We start from the raw sequence: 14,321 nt of genomic DNA, 5'->3' as shown, positions 1-14,321 counted from the left end.
TCATATGCCATCGTTCTCCCCAAGCCTTGAAAGGGCTCTGCATCAAGCCCTCACAATAGCAAACGAGCGGCATCACGAATATGCGACGCTCGAACACCTTTTGCTTGCCTTGATCGACGATCAGGATGCGGGCGCAGTGATGCGTGCCTGCAGCGTCGACCTTGAGCATCTCAAGCGTATCGTTACCGATTATATTGATCGCGAACTTGATAACCTGGTCACGGGTTATGACGAAGATTCCAAACCCACTGCTGCGTTTCAGCGGGTCATCCAGCGTGCGGTCATCCATGTGCAGTCCTCGAACCGTGAGGAAGTGACTGGCGCGAACGTGCTGGTTGCCATCTTTGCGGAACGGGAAAGCCATGCTGCCTATTTCCTCCAGGAACAGCAGATGACCCGTTACGACGCCGTGAATTATATTTCGCACGGCATTTCCAAACGTCCGCAGAGCAGCGAAACCCGTCCGCCGCGCGGCGCGGAGAGCCCGAGCGAAGAACGGACAAGCACTGAGCAGGAGGAGAGCGCGAAGAAAAAGCAGGACGCGCTGTCAGCTTACTGCGTCAATCTCAATGAGAAAGCCAAGGCTGGTCGCATCGATCCACTGATCGGACGTGACAGCGAAATCAGCCGTACCATTCAGGTGCTTTGCCGCCGTTCGAAGAACAATCCGCTTTATGTGGGCGATCCGGGTGTTGGCAAAACCGCCATCGCCGAGGGTCTCGCCAAGCGGATCGTTGAAGGGCAGGTGCCCGAGGCGTTGGCCGACGCGACGATCTTTTCGCTCGACATGGGTACGCTTCTGGCTGGCACCCGTTATCGTGGTGACTTTGAAGAACGCCTGAAGCAGGTCGTCAAGGAACTCGAGGAGTATCCGGGTGCGGTCCTGTTCATCGACGAAATTCACACGGTCATCGGCGCTGGCGCTACCTCAGGAGGCGCAATGGACGCGTCGAACCTGTTGAAGCCTGCGCTTTCGTCGGGCGCTATCCGCTGCATCGGATCCACCACCTATAAGGAATATCGTCAGTTCTTCGAGAAAGATCGCGCCTTGGTGCGTCGTTTCCAAAAGATCGACGTCAACGAGCCTTCGATCCCGGATGCGATTGAAATCATGAAGGGGCTGAAGCCTTACTTCGAGGATTTCCACAAGGTCAAGTACACCGTCGATGCCATTAAGACGGCGGTGGAATTGTCTGCGCGTTATATTTCGGATCGCAAGCTGCCTGACAAGGCAATCGACGTGATTGACGAAACGGGCGCCAGCCAGATGCTCTTGCCCGAGAACAAGCGCAAGAAGACCATCGGCGTAAAGGAAATCGAAGCGACAATCGCAACGATGGCCCGTATCCCACCGAAATCGGTGTCGAAGGATGACGAACAGGTTCTGTCACATCTGGATGCAGAGCTGAAGCGCGTCGTCTATGGTCAGGATCTGGCAATCGAAGCTCTGTCGGCCTCAATCAAGCTCGCCCGTGCAGGACTGCGTGAACCGGACAAGCCAATCGGCTCTTATCTGTTCTCCGGCCCTACTGGCGTCGGCAAGACGGAAGTCGCCAAGCAACTGGCAAGTTCGCTCGGTGTCGAACTGTTGCGTTTCGATATGTCGGAATATATGGAGCGCCATACCGTCTCGCGGCTTATTGGTGCCCCTCCCGGCTATGTCGGATTCGATCAGGGCGGTCTTCTGACAGATGGGGTCGATCAGCATCCGCATTGCGTGCTGCTGCTCGATGAAATCGAGAAGGCGCATCCGGACCTGTTCAACATCCTGTTGCAGGTAATGGATCATGGCTCGCTGACCGATCATAACGGCAAGAAGATCGACTTCCGCAACGTGATCCTGATCATGACCACCAACGCCGGTGCGTCGGATATGGCCAGGGCAGCAATCGGTTTTGGTTCCACACGTCGCGAAGGCGATGACATGGAAGCGATCAACCGTCTGTTTACGCCGGAATTCCGTAACCGACTGGATGCGATCATTCCGTTCGGCCCGCTGCCGGTTCCGGTTATCCATCAGGTAGTGCAGAAGTTTGTGCTTCAGCTTGAAGCACAGCTTGCTGAACGCGGTGTGACTTTCGAACTGACCGAAGGTGCAATCTCCTGGCTGGCTGACAAGGGATACGACGAGCGCATGGGTGCACGTCCGCTGGGCCGGGTTATCCAGGAGCACATCAAGAAGCCATTGGCCGATGAAGTGCTGTTCGGAAAACTCAAGCACGGCGGCACGGTTCGCGTGGACGTGGTAACCAAGCCTGACGGAAAAACCGATCTGTCGTTGGAAAGTGTCGCCGACAAGCCGGTCAGTCCGAAAAAGGACATTCCGGCTGAAAAGAAGCAGTTGCAACGCAAGAAGGCTGCTCCGAAGAAGGCTGAAAAGGAAAAAGTGCTGGCGGGCAAGGACGAACCGGCGCCAAAAACGTCCTCGAAGTCTTCGGTGACCAAGTCCTCGGTGCCGAAGGTGCCGCGCAAGAAATAGTTGGGATAGAAACGGCCCCTCCGGGGGCCGTTTTTCTTGAATCCGTGACGAGCATGGACGAAAACTGAGGTTTTCCTATTCTGGCGGAAGAAACCGGGTGCAACTTGCTTGGACCTTGCTCTAACGTGGCTCCATGCCACCGATTCATCTCAGTCCTCCTGAACGTAATTTAGAAGATCAACGCCACATGCGATGGTTTCTGCGCGGTTGTATGCGCATTTGCAGCATTCCGGCTCTATTGCTGATGAGTTCATTCATCGGTTTTGCCGGGCTGGCCATCGAAAGCGGAATTACAGTTGTCCAGGCGGTTTTCATGACCCTTACCATCTGGGCTCTTCCGGCCAAGGTCGTTCTGATTGGCGCGATCAGCGCCGGCGTGGCTTTGCCTGCCGCAGCTCTCGCCGTTGGGCTGTCGTCGGTGCGTTTGATGCCGATGGTGGTTGCATTGCTTCCCGAACTGCAGGGTCCGAAGACCCGGAAACTGACGCTCGCGGCCTTGTGTCATTTCGTGGCTGTCACCGCGTGGGTCATGGCCATGGAAGAGTTGCGCAAGATACCGCGTGATATGAGAACCAGTTATTTTGCGGGAATCGGAATGGTGCTAGTGGGAACCAATGCGATCATCGTCGCAATCGTTTATTCGTTATCGACGTCTTTTCCGCCAATCGTTTTTGCGGCACTTTTCATGCTGACGCCGATGTATTTTCTGACATCGCTCTGGCGTTCAGCCAGGGAGCGGGCAGGGCAGGTTGCGATGATTTCCGGGATCGCTCTGTTTCCCATATTCCATCATCTGGCTCCGGGATACGATCTGCTGTTCACGGGTATTCTCGGCGGGCTGATAGCGTTCGGCTTTCATAGAATGCGTCAAATACCAGCAGGAGCGGGTGAATGAACTGGGACAGTTTTTCAACTTGGTGGTGGCCGTTCGTGTTTATCCTGCTGGCGGGAGCGTTGCCGACCTATCTGTTTCGCGTGATGGGAGTGCTGGTTGGCGGGCGGGTACGAGAGGATTCCGAGGCGCTTGTTCTCGTACGATGCATCGCAACCGCGCTGGTAGCAGGCGTTATTGCGCAGCTTGTTCTCTATCCCAATGGCGAATTGGCCAACTCGCCGCTGTGGCTGCGCGCTGGTTCCGCCGTGGCAGGATTTGCCGCTTTCATCATGACCGGCAAGCGATTGCTGGTCGGTGTTCTGATCGCGGAAATCCTGCTGGTGATCGGTCTGCTTACACTTTGAAAGTTTGAGTCATATCAAATTGCTGCGCGGATTTTTTCAGCGTTTGCTGAAAGAACTGCGGCGTCTTCCATCTGTCCCGTATGGGGCTTGAGCGCGACGCCTTCAAAACGCGGGATCACATGGAAGTGCAGGTGATAGACGGTCTGGCCGGATGCAGGTTCGTTGAACTGCATAACCGTTACGCCATCGGCGTTGAAAGCCGTTTTTACGGCCTGGGCGATTTTTTGCACAACCTGAATAACGTTCGCGAGGGTTTCCGGCTTGGCATCGAGCAGGTTGCGGGAAGGTGCCTTTGGCACAACCAGCGTATGGCCCGTGCCTTGCGGCATCACATCCATGAACGCAACGACATCGTCGGTTTCATAAACACGGGTGGACGGAATTTCACTGCGCAGAATCTTGGCGAAGATATTATTGTCGTCATAGGTAGCGGGCATGCGATTCTCTCCAATGCGGAATGTTTGAACGGATCAGACCGCATCTATTCCTGGTAGGCAAGGTGGATCGGTTCATGCGTCCCTGAATGGGGAGTGTTCATGCAAAGCGCTCTGGATTTGCTCGACTTCGCGGCGCTCATGCTCAAGATAATCACGCACTGCATTCCGAAAACCTTCATGGACAATGTAATGCGCCGAATGGGTCGTGACCGGCACATAACCGCGCGCGATTTTATGCTCGCCTTGTGCGCCAGCCTCCACGACACTCAGTTTTCGATCGATGGCAAAATCGATTGCCTGATGATAGCAAACCTCAAAATGCAGGTAGGGATGATCTTCAATGCAGCCCCAGTGCCGGCCGAAGAGCGTGTCACCCCCGATGAAATTGATTGCACCGGCGATATAATGCCCGTTGCGTTTTGCCATGATGAGCAGGATGTCCTCGGCCATGCTTTCGCCGATCAGCGAAAAGAACTGCCTGTTCAGATAGGGCCGTCCCCATTTGCGGCTGCCCGTATCGATATAAAACGCAAAGAAATCATCCCAGACGGCTTCCGTGAGGTCGTTGCCGGTCAGCCAGTCGATTTCTATGCCGTCCGACAAAGCCTGGCGGCGTTCTTTTTTTAACGCTTTGCGTTTCCGGGATACAAGTTCACTCAGAAAGTCATCATAGCTTTTAAAGTTCTTGTTTTTAAAGTGAAACTGCTGATCAGTGCGATGGAGAAAGCCTGCGCGCTCCAGTGCGGTAACCTCATCGGGCAGTGCAAATGTAACATGCGCAGATGAAACACCGGTCTGGTCCGCCAGTTCCCGCAATCCGCCAGCCAGCGCCAGTCGAACCGTTTCGCTTTCATAAGCGACGTGATTGATAAGGCGCGGGCCGGTAGCTGGAGTGAAGGGCACTGCTGCCTGAAATTTGGGATAATATCGGCCTCCGGCGCGCTCAAAAGCATCCGCCCAGCCATGGTCGAAGACATATTCTCCCTGACTGTGGCCTTTGAGATAATTTGGCACCACTCCGATGAGACTGCCCCGATCGTCTTCAAGGCGCAAATGCTTCGGAAGCCAGCCCGCCTTTCGGGAAACTGAGCCCGACTCTTCCAGAGCCAACAGGAAGTTGCGGGTTATGAAGGGATTGTAGTTCGCGTCCTGTCGGGAAGCCCCGACAAGACTGCTCCATTCGTCCTTCGTGAATTCGCTGATATTCTCAACGACACGGAGAACGAAGCTTTGCTCATTCCGCGGGTCTTCGTCGTTCACCGCTATTCCTTTGCCGTTATCGCGCATGTTGCGGCGCTCGGCGTGTTGTCGTCAAGCTAACAGGGCGCGTGGATCAAAACCTTCGAACGTGATCTGGTCGACATTGAGATCGCTATGCTTCTGCATTTCGCGATCTCGAACGGTCCAACTGATCACCGGCATGTGCAACTTCTCCTGAACGAAAGTGACGAACGGGTTGGGCAGATGATGCAGGTTATAGGATACGAAGGAAATGCCATGCGCCAGCATGGAGAAATGTCTTTCAAAATCTTTCGTACTGGTACCTTCGGCGGTAAGCCCTCCCGGGATTCCCGGCGCATCTGCTTCAAAGCGGCGGATCAGGTGGTGATCGAAAGACATGATCGCCGCTTCGCCCTTATAAGACGCCAGTTCTTTGGCAACGGCGGCCACTAGACCGTCGTCCTTACCTTCTATGCCCTTCAATTCGATGACAAGAGGAACACGGCCATCGACCAGATCAAGCATCTGACGAAGCGTCGGCACGTGATCGGCGGTGCCGCCGACCTTGAGCGCGGTCGCTTCGGCAAGCGTCAAATCGCTGATGTAGCCTTCGCGACCGGCGAGACGCTTCAGCTCGTCATCATGAAAGACGACCACGCCGCCATCACGGGTGAGATGAACATCGCATTCAATGGCGAATCCCGCTTTGGCTGCCGCCTCAAACGCTGAAAGGGTGTTTTCCCAGCGTTCCTTGTTAAGATCGTGCAATCCACGATGAGCGACAGGGCGCTTCTTGATCCAGTCAATGGACGTCATGTCACGCAACCTCGATGATTGCTTCTATTTCGACAGGTGCATTGAGCGGCAGGCTGGCAACGCCGACTGCGGAGCGGGCATGTTTGCCAGCGTCGCCGAGGACTGCGACGAGGAGATCGGATGCGCCATTGGCAACCAAATGCTGCTCCACAAAGTCGGGCGTTGAAGCTACGAAGGCCGTAATTTTTACAATTCGCTTGATGCGGCCGAGGTCACCAAGTGCCGCCTTTGCCTGGGCAAGAATGTTGACAGCACAGGCGCGTGCCGCCGCTTGTCCGTGCGCAACTGTCAGCTCGTCTCCGATCTGGCCAGTGTGCACCAGCTTGCCGCCTTCGAGTGGAAGCTGGCCAGAAGTGAGCAGCAAAGAGCCGCTTTGGGCAAAAGGAACATAGTTTGCGGCGGGTGCGGCGGCTTCCGGGATGGATATACCCAGATTTTTAAGGCGGCTGTCGATCGTGTCGGTCATTATATTAATCCTTGCTTGCAAAGGTACTTCGCGATCTACCTATAAGCAGAATCGGTGAAGCTTTGGGGAAGGGTGCTTTTTTTGCCTCGCTTCCGCCACGAGTTTTTTTATCATGCTCGTCAACTCATCGGGAGATTCATGTATGCGTTTTTTCAAGAGTGCGGTTGCGGCGAGTGGAACGGCTGCTTGTATTTGGGCCGGATTTGCGGTCGCCGCTCATGCGGCCTCGACGGTAACGTTGGTTCCACATCGCGCAGTCTATGATCTGACTCTGGATCGAGCCGATGAAAAATCAGGGATCAGTGGTTTGACCGGCCGCATGGTGTATGAGTTTAACGGATCGGCATGTGAAGGCTACACCACCAATTTCCGTTTCGTGACCCGGATCGATATGGAAGAGCAGCCGCAGCGCGTGACCGACCAGCAGACGACGACGTTCGAAGGAGCGGACGGAAAGAACTTCCGCTTCGTCAACAAGACCTTCGTGGACAAGGAACTGGTCAAGGAAGTGCGTGGCGACGCGAAGCTCGAGGGCGGCAAGACCGTCGTCGAGTTGAGCAAGCCGAAGGAAAACAAGCTCGACCTCAAGGGAACGCAATTTCCCACCGGTCATATGGAAGAACTGATCGGCAAGGCGGAAGCCGGGCAGAAGTTCTACCAGACATCGCTGTTTGATGCTTCCGAAGATGCCGACCGGGTGGTTGCAACCACCGTTGTCGTCGGCAAGGAACAGTCCTTGACGGACGACGAGACCAAGATCATGGGCAAGTTTTCCAAGGATCAGGTCTGGCCGGTAACGATTGCCTATTTCGATGACAAGGAAAAGCAGGACGGCCTGCCCATCTATCGCATCAATTTCAAGCTTTATCGCAATGGAATTACCCGCGACCTTACCATGGATTATGGAGATTTCTCCATGAGGGGAAAACTCGTGAAGCTTGATGTCTATGATACGGCAAAACAGGCTGGAACCTGCAAGTAGACGCCCTGGTGGGCATGTTTGTTAGCCCGTTCAGTGCTATATTGTGCAGACGACTTGCATTTTGCGGCGTGATCAGTTAACAGCGCGCCTATTCCACACACGGGATTGGGCTTTTGTCGGGAGAAATCCGGCAAAAACCTCCGGTGGCGAGAAATCGCCTCAGCCCGTGGAGGTTAAACCGGAAAAGGAAAATAAAGATGGCATTACCTGATTTCAGCATGCGCCAGCTTCTGGAAGCTGGTGTTCACTTCGGCCACCAGACCCATCGCTGGAACCCGAAAATGGCACCATACATCTATGGTGACCGCAACAATATCCACATTCTCGATCTGTCCCAGACCGTTCCTCTGCTGCACAACGCGCTGAAGATCGTTTCGGACACGGTTGCCCGCGGCGGTCGCGTTCTGTTCGTCGGCACGAAGCGTCAGGCTTCGGACATCATTGCCGATGCTGCCAATCGTTCGGCACAGTATTACGTCAATGCACGCTGGCTCGGCGGCATGATGACGAACTGGAAGACGATCTCCAATTCGATCCAGCGTCTGCGCAAGCTCGACGAACTGCTGGCTGGCGAAGCTCAGGGCTTCACCAAGAAGGAACGCCTCAACCTTGAGCGCGAGCGTGAAAAGCTTGACCGCGCCCTCGGCGGTATCAAGGACATGGGCTCGGTCCCGGACCTGATGTTCATCATCGACACCAACAAGGAAGCGATTGCCATTCAGGAAGCCAAGCGTCTTGGTATTCCGGTCGTTGCCGTGATCGATTCGAACTGCGATCCGGACCAGATCGATTACCCGATCCCGGGCAACGATGACGCCGCGCGCGCTATCGCCCTGTATTGCGATCTGATTGCCCGCGCTGCTCTCGACGGCATTGCGCGTCAGCAGGGCGCGATGGGCATCGACATCGGTGCACAGGCTGAAGCTCCGGTAGAGCCAGCCCTCGAAGCTCCGGCTGAAGGCGCTTAATCAGCGTATGATTTCATCCATCCGTCATATCTGTGATAGGGCGGGTGGATAATCTCGTTTCATCCCGGTGCGAGATCGTGATTCCTGTAGTGCAACGCTCAGGTCAGGTCGCGATCCAGAAACCAAGCGCCGGTTAAAAGTTGGCACACCTTTTCGGTGTGCCTTCGCTTTCATGAAAGGCGACATCATGAGCATTTCCGCATCTCTCGTCAAAGAACTCCGCGACCTCACCGGCGCCGGCATGATGGACTGCAAGGCAGCACTTGCCGAAACCAATGGCGACATCGACGCTGCCGTTGACTGGCTGCGCGCCAAGGGTATTGCAAAGGCTGACAAGAAGGCTGGCCGTACGGCTGCTGAAGGTCTGGTTGGCGTTGCAGCTTCCGGCAACAAGGCTGTTGTCGTTGAAGTAAACTCCGAAACCGACTTCGTTGCCCGCAACGATGCTTTCCAGGATCTGGTCCGCAAGATCGCCCAGGCTGCTCTGTCGACCGATGGCTCGACCGAAGCTGTGGCCGACGCCAAGATCGATGGTAAGACCGTTACCGAAACGGCAAAGGACGCTGTTGCCACCATCGGTGAAAACATTGGCTTCCGCCGTTCGGCTGCGCTGACCGTTCCGCAGGGCGTTGTCGCGACCTACATTCACAACGGTGTTGCTGATGGCCTTGGCAAGCTGGGCGTTCTCGTTGCAATCGAAACCGCTGGCGATGCAGAAGCTGCAAAGGCATTCGGTCGCCAGGTTGCCATGCACGTTGCTGCAATCAACCCGCTGGCTCTGACCGCCGAAGATGTCGATCCGGCTGCTGCCGAGCGCGAAAAGGCGATCTTCATTGAGCAGGCTCGCGAATCCGGCAAGCCGGACAATATCATCGAAAAGATGATCGAAGGCCGCATGCGCAAGTTCTACGAAGAAGTCGTTCTTCTTTCGCAGGCTTTCGTTATCAATCCTGACCTGACGGTTGCAGCTGCCCTCAAGGAAGCTGAAAAGACCATCGGTGCGCCGGCCAAGATCACGGGCTTTGCCCGTATCGCTCTCGGTGAAGGCATCGAAAAGGAAGAAACCGACTTTGCTGCTGAAGTAGCTGCTGCTGCCAAGGGCTAAGCAGGTCTGTTTTTCAGCGCATCTCGCCCGAAATTAGGTTTTCCCTTTTCGGAATGCGTTGATTGCCTGAAAAGGCTTTTGATTACGAAGGGCATCGCGTGACAACGCGGTGCCCTTCGTGTATCGGAACCCGAACACATCCACTTGATCACCATCTGCGGAGAGCATCCAATGCCAGGTCAACCCGCCTACAAACGCGTCCTTTTGAAAGCCTCAGGTGAGGCATTGATGGGCAGCCAGGGCTTTGGCATCGATGTTTCCGTAGCAGACCGTATTGCAAGCGATATCAAGCAGGCACGGTCGCTTGGGGTCGAAGTCGGCGTCGTCATTGGCGGCGGTAATATTTTCCGTGGCGTGGCAGTGGCCTCGAAAGGTGGCGACCGCGTGACGGGCGACCACATGGGAATGCTGGCCACGGTCATCAATTCTCTTGCGCTGCGTACCTCACTGCACAAGATCGGTGTCGACTCCGTCGTGCTCTCGGCCATCGCCATGCCTGAAATCTGTGAGAGCTTCTCGCAGAGACAGGCTACGGCCTACATGGATGAGGGCAAGGTCGTGATCTTTGCTGGCGGTACCGGAAATCCATTCTTCACGACGGATTCGGCGGCGGCTCTTCGCGCTGCCGAAATCGAGGCGGATGCGCTTTTGAAGGGCACGCAGGTTGACGGAATTTATTCCGCCGACCCAAAGAAAGATCCGAACGCCACGCGTTTCGATCGTCTGACGCACAAGGAAGTTCTCGATCGCGGGCTTGCGGTCATGGATACAGCCGCTGTTGCCCTTGCGCGTGAGAACAACATTCCGATAATAGTCTATTCCATCCATGAAAACGGCGGCTTGGCCGAAATTCTGCAAGGCAAGGGGCGCTGCACGATCGTTTCCGATAATTGATCGGCCCTTGCTGCGTATCGAAGGAGAAAATGCATGAGTGATGCTTTCGACATCAACGACCTGAAACGCCGCATGGAAGGCGCTATCAACTCTTTGAAGCACGATCTTGGTGGCCTGCGCACGGGCCGTGCTTCCGCAAGCCTGCTGGAGCCGATCGTGATTGAAGCCTATGGCTCGACGATGCCGATCAACCAGGTTGCAAATATTACCGTTCCCGAATCGCGCATGCTTTCGGTCTCCGTCTGGGACAAGAGCATGGTGGGCGCCGTGGAACGCGCAATTCGCGATTCAGGCCTCGGCCTCAATCCAATCACCGACGGTACGACGCTGCGCATTCCGCTGCCGGAGTTGAATGAACAGCGCCGCAAGGAACTGGTCAAGATTGCACATCAATACGCCGAGCAGGGCCGCATCGCTGCCCGCCATGTGCGTCGCGACGGCATGGATACGCTGAAAAAGCTGGAGAAAGACAGCCTCATCAGTCAGGATGATAGCCGTGTTCTGTCGGAAAAGGTGCAGAAGCTGACCGACGAAACCATTGCAGAGATGGATAAGATCGTTGCCGTGAAAGAAGGGGAGATCATGCAGGTCTAGGACTTGCATGATTTTCATTGAAGGAGAGCTTCGCCATGTCCGAACCGCGCCACATCGCCATTATCATGGATGGCAATGGCCGTTGGGCGAAGGCACGCAACTTGCCCCGCAGTGCCGGACATCGGGCGGGTGTGGAAGCTCTTCGCGAGACGGTGCGGGCAGCCGGGGATCGTGGCCTCGGCTACCTGACTTTGTTCGCATTCTCTTCTGAAAACTGGTCGCGCCCGAGTGGAGAGGTGAATGACCTCCTCGGCTTGCTGAAGATTTTCATCCGTCGCGATCTCGCGGAGCTGCACCGCAACAATGTGCGCGTCAGCATCATCGGCGAACGCGAGGAGCTTGCCCCCGATATCAGGACGCTATTGGTAGAAGCAGAAACGCTTACGCATCGCAATACCGGCCTCAACCTGATCATAGCTTTCAACTACGGTTCCCGCGACGAGATCGTTCGTGCCGTGCGAAGCCTGGCGCGCGACGTTGCCGCCGGTCTGCTTGATCCGGCGTCCATTTCCGCTGAACTGATTTCCGCAAATCTTGATACGGCGGGGATACCCGATCCGGATCTAATCATCCGCACGAGCGGAGAAATGCGGCTGTCGAATTTCCTGCTCTGGCAAGCGGCATATTCGGAATTCCTATTCCTGCCCATTCACTGGCCCGATTTTCGTTCATCGGACCTCGACGCTGCCTATGATGCTTTTCGCCAGCGGGAGCGTCGATTCGGTGGTGTTGAGGTGCGCACAGGAATTGAAGAACTCGAAGAAGAAATCGCATGCCCTTCGACCAAGGGGGCGGCAGTCTAAAGTGGTTCCTGAGAATCGGAACCACTGCAATGCTCTAGAAAGGCGCAAGCCGGTCCGTCGAAAGGTCTCAATGTCCAATCTGCAAACCCGTATCATTACTGCTATTGTTCTCGGTGCAGCTGCCTTGTGGCTGACATGGATTGGCGGTTTGGGTTTCACGCTGTTTTCGATTGCGATCGGATTGGCCATGTTCCATGAGTGGACCAGCTTGACCGCACCCAAGCAGACACTTTTCTCGCGAGCATTCGGTTGGGGATGGCTGGGTCTTACGAGTATTCTGCTCGTTTTGGACCGCTCTGCGTTGCTGACCATCGGCGTTCTGTTAGCGGGCACGCTCATACTTTTGCTCACCCAATGGCAGGCAGGGCGCGGCTGGCCGGCGGCAGGACTATTCTATGCGGGTTTCTCCGCCGTTTCGCTTTCGCTCCTGCGCGGCGACGAACCTTTCGGCTTTACAGCCATTGTTTTTCTTTTCGCTGTGGTCTGGTCCACAGATATCGCAGCCTACTTCAACGGCCGGGCATTGGGTGGGCCGAAGTTGGCGCCGCGCTTCTCGCCGAACAAGACGTGGTCTGGCGCCATCGGTGGCGCCGCTGCCGCGGTGGCCGGCGGCATCCTGGTTGCCTCTCTGGTGGCGGCTCCAGGCAGCTGGCTTGTACCGCTGCTCGCGCTCCTGCTGTCTATCGTATCGCAGATCGGCGACCTCGCGGAATCCTGGGTGAAGCGTCAGTTCGGCGCAAAGGATTCAGGGCGCTTGCTACCAGGACATGGCGGTGTATTGGACCGTGTTGACGGACTTGTAGCTGCTGCCGCACTTTTGTACCTGTTTGGTGCAATTTTCGCCGAGCCAGACGTGCCGTCCGCGATTTTCTTCAGTTTCTAAGGGCGCAAGGAATTGTTTAAATTCATTCGGTTTTTTGGCGATCCGGTAGTGTTTTGTAAGGAGCAGTGATTTGCAGGACGCGTTGGCCTTTTTTCTGGGTGGCGAAAGCCTGCTTGTCGGGACCATCATTCCTTTTCTGTTTGTGTTGACCGTTGTGGTCTTTGTCCATGAAATGGGCCACTATTTGGTTGCGCGCTGGTGCGGCATCGGCTCCCAGGCTTTTTCCATCGGTTTTGGGCCCGAGTTGATCGGTTTCACGGATAAACACGGAACGCGATGGAAGATTTCCGCCATTCCGCTTGGCGGCTACGTCAAGTTCATTGGCGATGAGAGCGCCACGAGTTCTCCGGTGGACGTCAATAATGCGTGTCTGAGTGTGGATGAGCAGCGAAGGGCGTTTCACACCCAACCTGTTTGGAAGCGTGCGGCGACGGTCTTTGCCGGACCTGCTTTCAATATTATTCTGACTGTCGTCATTTTCAGTGTGTTCTTCGCGCTTTACGGCCGTCAGATTTCTGATCCGCTTATCGCGGGTGTCCAGCCGGGCAGTCCAGCGGCTGAGGCCGGGTTTGAGGCTGGAGATCGCTTCATCAGCGTCGACGGCGAAAAGATTACCACTTTTTCCGATGTGCAGCGCATCGTATCCGGGCGAGCCGGGGACACGCTGAATTTCACTGTCGAGCGTGACGGCAAGATGGTTGATCTTCAAGCTGTTCCGGCAATTGTCGAGCGCACCGATCCGCTTGGAAACAGGATCAAGCTTGGCGCTATCGGTGTGGAAACCACTGAAGCTGTAGGCAATTTCCGCCGGATTGAATATGGCCCGCTCGAATCAGTGGCACAAGCTGTCATGGAAACGGGCTATATTATTGGTCGCACCGGAGAGTTTTTTCAGCGCTTTGCGGTCGGTCGTGAGGATAAATGCCAGCTTGGTGGGCCGGTCAAGATTGCCAATATGGCTGGCAAGGCAGCAAGCCAGGGATTTGATTGGCTCATCCAGTTGATGGCGATGTTATCTGTCGGCATCGGGCTTTTGAACCTGTTTCCGCTGCCTCCGCTGGATGGCGGTCATCTGGTTTTCTATGCGGTGGAGGCCATCAAGGGCAGTCCGGTGTCTGCCGCAGCGCAGGATATTTTCTATCGTGCCGGGTTCTTACTTGTTATGGGATTCATGGGGTTCGTACTTTTCAACGACCTGTTTGCCTGCTAGATGACTCTCCGGCTGGCTCAGTTGGTGATCTTGGGGATCGGTGCAGGCTGGAAGTTCCAGCGAGCAAACCGCTATGATGCGTTTCTTCTCCGGCGAGGACCGGGGAAGGTGTTAAACAGAAATGAAAGTTGGGAGTGACGGCTGGAAAAGCTAAGCGATTTGTTTACCATAACACCTAAATCGCGTGGCGCGGATGCCACGCTGGTTGCTTAAGTAAACAGAAT

Annotated in this window: 15 protein-coding genes; 11 read left to right on the top strand and 4 right to left on the bottom strand. The window is 55.5% G+C overall.

Annotation, left to right across the window (positions count from 1 at the left end; translation table 11 throughout):
• The first annotated feature begins 4 nt into the window (after positions 1-4).
• The 3 genes from clpA (at position 5) to ACOWVS_RS16145 (ending at position 3,718) form a co-directional block, all read left to right on the top strand.
• Positions 5-2,479, top strand: a complete 2,475-nt coding sequence (gene clpA, locus ACOWVS_RS16155; RefSeq protein ID WP_021585248.1) for an ATP-dependent Clp protease ATP-binding subunit ClpA — start codon at positions 5-7, stop codon at positions 2,477-2,479.
• A gap of 244 nt (positions 2,480-2,723) precedes the next feature.
• A complete protein-coding gene (locus ACOWVS_RS16150; protein WP_318258017.1) occupies positions 2,724-3,374 on the top strand; it encodes an AzlC family ABC transporter permease in 651 nt (216 codons plus the stop codon).
• Positions 3,371-3,718 carry an AzlD domain-containing protein gene (locus ACOWVS_RS16145; protein WP_021585246.1) on the top strand — a complete coding sequence of 116 codons (348 nt, stop codon included), beginning with the start codon at positions 3,371-3,373 and terminating at the stop codon, positions 3,716-3,718. Before ACOWVS_RS16150 ends, ACOWVS_RS16145 begins: the two co-directional genes overlap by 4 nt.
• A gap of 14 nt (positions 3,719-3,732) precedes the next feature.
• Here ACOWVS_RS16145 and ACOWVS_RS16140 read toward each other — a convergent pair whose 3' ends face one another.
• The 4 genes from ACOWVS_RS16140 to ACOWVS_RS16125 all read right to left on the bottom strand — a co-directional run bounded on the left by ACOWVS_RS16140 (position 3,733) and on the right by ACOWVS_RS16125 (position 6,658).
• Positions 3,733-4,155, bottom strand: a complete 423-nt coding sequence (locus ACOWVS_RS16140) for an HIT family protein (RefSeq protein WP_021585245.1) — start codon at positions 4,153-4,155, stop codon at positions 3,733-3,735.
• A gap of 72 nt (positions 4,156-4,227) precedes the next feature.
• Positions 4,228-5,415: a GNAT family N-acetyltransferase gene (locus ACOWVS_RS16135; protein ID WP_025089497.1), complete on the bottom strand. Its 1,188-nt coding sequence runs from the start codon at positions 5,413-5,415 to the stop codon at positions 4,228-4,230.
• 51 nt (positions 5,416-5,466) lie between these two features.
• Positions 5,467-6,192, bottom strand: coding sequence for a glycerophosphodiester phosphodiesterase (locus ACOWVS_RS16130; protein ID WP_021585243.1), 726 nt, complete (start codon positions 6,190-6,192; stop codon positions 5,467-5,469).
• Between the two features lies 1 nt (position 6,193).
• Positions 6,194-6,658: a RidA family protein gene (locus tag ACOWVS_RS16125; protein WP_006471616.1), complete on the bottom strand. Its 465-nt coding sequence runs from the start codon at positions 6,656-6,658 to the stop codon at positions 6,194-6,196.
• Positions 6,659-6,800: 142 nt separating this feature from the next.
• On the opposite strand from ACOWVS_RS16125, the gene eipB reads away from it, so the two are divergent.
• The 8 genes from eipB to rseP all read left to right on the top strand — a co-directional run bounded on the left by eipB (position 6,801) and on the right by rseP (position 14,097).
• Complete coding sequence (gene eipB, locus ACOWVS_RS16120) at positions 6,801-7,640, top strand: cell envelope integrity protein EipB (RefSeq protein ID WP_021585242.1); 840 nt, start codon at positions 6,801-6,803, stop codon at positions 7,638-7,640.
• Positions 7,641-7,837: 197 nt separating this feature from the next.
• Positions 7,838-8,608 (top strand): 30S ribosomal protein S2, encoded by a 771-nt coding sequence (gene rpsB, locus ACOWVS_RS16115; protein WP_006466952.1) that lies wholly within the window; start codon positions 7,838-7,840, stop codon positions 8,606-8,608.
• Positions 8,609-8,795: 187 nt separating this feature from the next.
• Positions 8,796-9,713 (top strand): translation elongation factor Ts, encoded by a 918-nt coding sequence (tsf, locus tag ACOWVS_RS16110; RefSeq protein WP_031346049.1) that lies wholly within the window; start codon positions 8,796-8,798, stop codon positions 9,711-9,713.
• Between the two features lie 171 nt (positions 9,714-9,884).
• A complete protein-coding gene (pyrH, locus tag ACOWVS_RS16105) occupies positions 9,885-10,607 on the top strand; it encodes a UMP kinase (RefSeq protein WP_006471613.1) in 723 nt (240 codons plus the stop codon).
• Between the two features lie 33 nt (positions 10,608-10,640).
• The gene (gene frr / locus ACOWVS_RS16100; RefSeq protein WP_006466949.1) at positions 10,641-11,201 is read left to right on the top strand and encodes a ribosome recycling factor; all 561 of its coding nucleotides are present in this window, start codon (positions 10,641-10,643) and stop codon (positions 11,199-11,201) included.
• Positions 11,202-11,236: 35 nt separating this feature from the next.
• Positions 11,237-12,004: an isoprenyl transferase gene (locus ACOWVS_RS16095; RefSeq protein ID WP_021585240.1), complete on the top strand. Its 768-nt coding sequence runs from the start codon at positions 11,237-11,239 to the stop codon at positions 12,002-12,004.
• Between the two features lie 70 nt (positions 12,005-12,074).
• A complete protein-coding gene (locus ACOWVS_RS16090) occupies positions 12,075-12,887 on the top strand; it encodes a phosphatidate cytidylyltransferase (RefSeq protein ID WP_021585239.1) in 813 nt (270 codons plus the stop codon).
• A 70-nt stretch (positions 12,888-12,957) separates the two neighbouring features.
• A complete protein-coding gene (gene rseP, locus ACOWVS_RS16085; RefSeq protein ID WP_021585238.1) occupies positions 12,958-14,097 on the top strand; it encodes an RIP metalloprotease RseP in 1,140 nt (379 codons plus the stop codon).
• Positions 14,098-14,321 lie beyond the last annotated feature (224 nt).

The organism is Brucella sp. IR068, from assembly GCF_049065885.1.
GTDB classification, from domain to species: Bacteria; Pseudomonadota; Alphaproteobacteria; order Rhizobiales; family Rhizobiaceae; genus Brucella; species Brucella intermedia.
The sequence above is the reverse complement of the archived record's forward strand: the minus strand, read 5'-3'. Positions and strand labels throughout refer to the sequence as shown.

Excerpts from the sequence above, each read along its gene's own strand:
- ACOWVS_RS16130 (WP_021585243.1), bottom strand. The coding sequence starts at position 6,192 with ATGACGTCCATTGACTGGATCAAGAAGCGCCCTGTCGCTCATCGTGGA.
- ACOWVS_RS16090 (WP_021585239.1), top strand. The coding sequence starts at position 12,075 with ATGTCCAATCTGCAAACCCGTATCATTACTGCTATTGTTCTCGGTGCA.
- ACOWVS_RS16150 (WP_318258017.1), top strand. The coding sequence starts at position 2,724 with ATGAGTTCATTCATCGGTTTTGCCGGGCTGGCCATCGAAAGCGGAATT.
- eipB (WP_021585242.1), top strand. The coding sequence starts at position 6,801 with ATGCGTTTTTTCAAGAGTGCGGTTGCGGCGAGTGGAACGGCTGCTTGT.
- ACOWVS_RS16140 (WP_021585245.1), bottom strand. The coding sequence starts at position 4,155 with ATGCCCGCTACCTATGACGACAATAATATCTTCGCCAAGATTCTGCGC.
- rpsB (WP_006466952.1), top strand. The coding sequence starts at position 7,838 with ATGGCATTACCTGATTTCAGCATGCGCCAGCTTCTGGAAGCTGGTGTT.
- ACOWVS_RS16095 (WP_021585240.1), top strand. The coding sequence starts at position 11,237 with ATGTCCGAACCGCGCCACATCGCCATTATCATGGATGGCAATGGCCGT.
- frr (WP_006466949.1), top strand. The coding sequence starts at position 10,641 with ATGAGTGATGCTTTCGACATCAACGACCTGAAACGCCGCATGGAAGGC.
- tsf (WP_031346049.1), top strand. The coding sequence starts at position 8,796 with ATGAGCATTTCCGCATCTCTCGTCAAAGAACTCCGCGACCTCACCGGC.
- clpA (WP_021585248.1), top strand. The coding sequence starts at position 5 with ATGCCATCGTTCTCCCCAAGCCTTGAAAGGGCTCTGCATCAAGCCCTC.
- ACOWVS_RS16145 (WP_021585246.1), top strand. The coding sequence starts at position 3,371 with ATGAACTGGGACAGTTTTTCAACTTGGTGGTGGCCGTTCGTGTTTATC.
- pyrH (WP_006471613.1), top strand. The coding sequence starts at position 9,885 with ATGCCAGGTCAACCCGCCTACAAACGCGTCCTTTTGAAAGCCTCAGGT.
- ACOWVS_RS16125 (WP_006471616.1), bottom strand. The coding sequence starts at position 6,658 with ATGACCGACACGATCGACAGCCGCCTTAAAAATCTGGGTATATCCATC.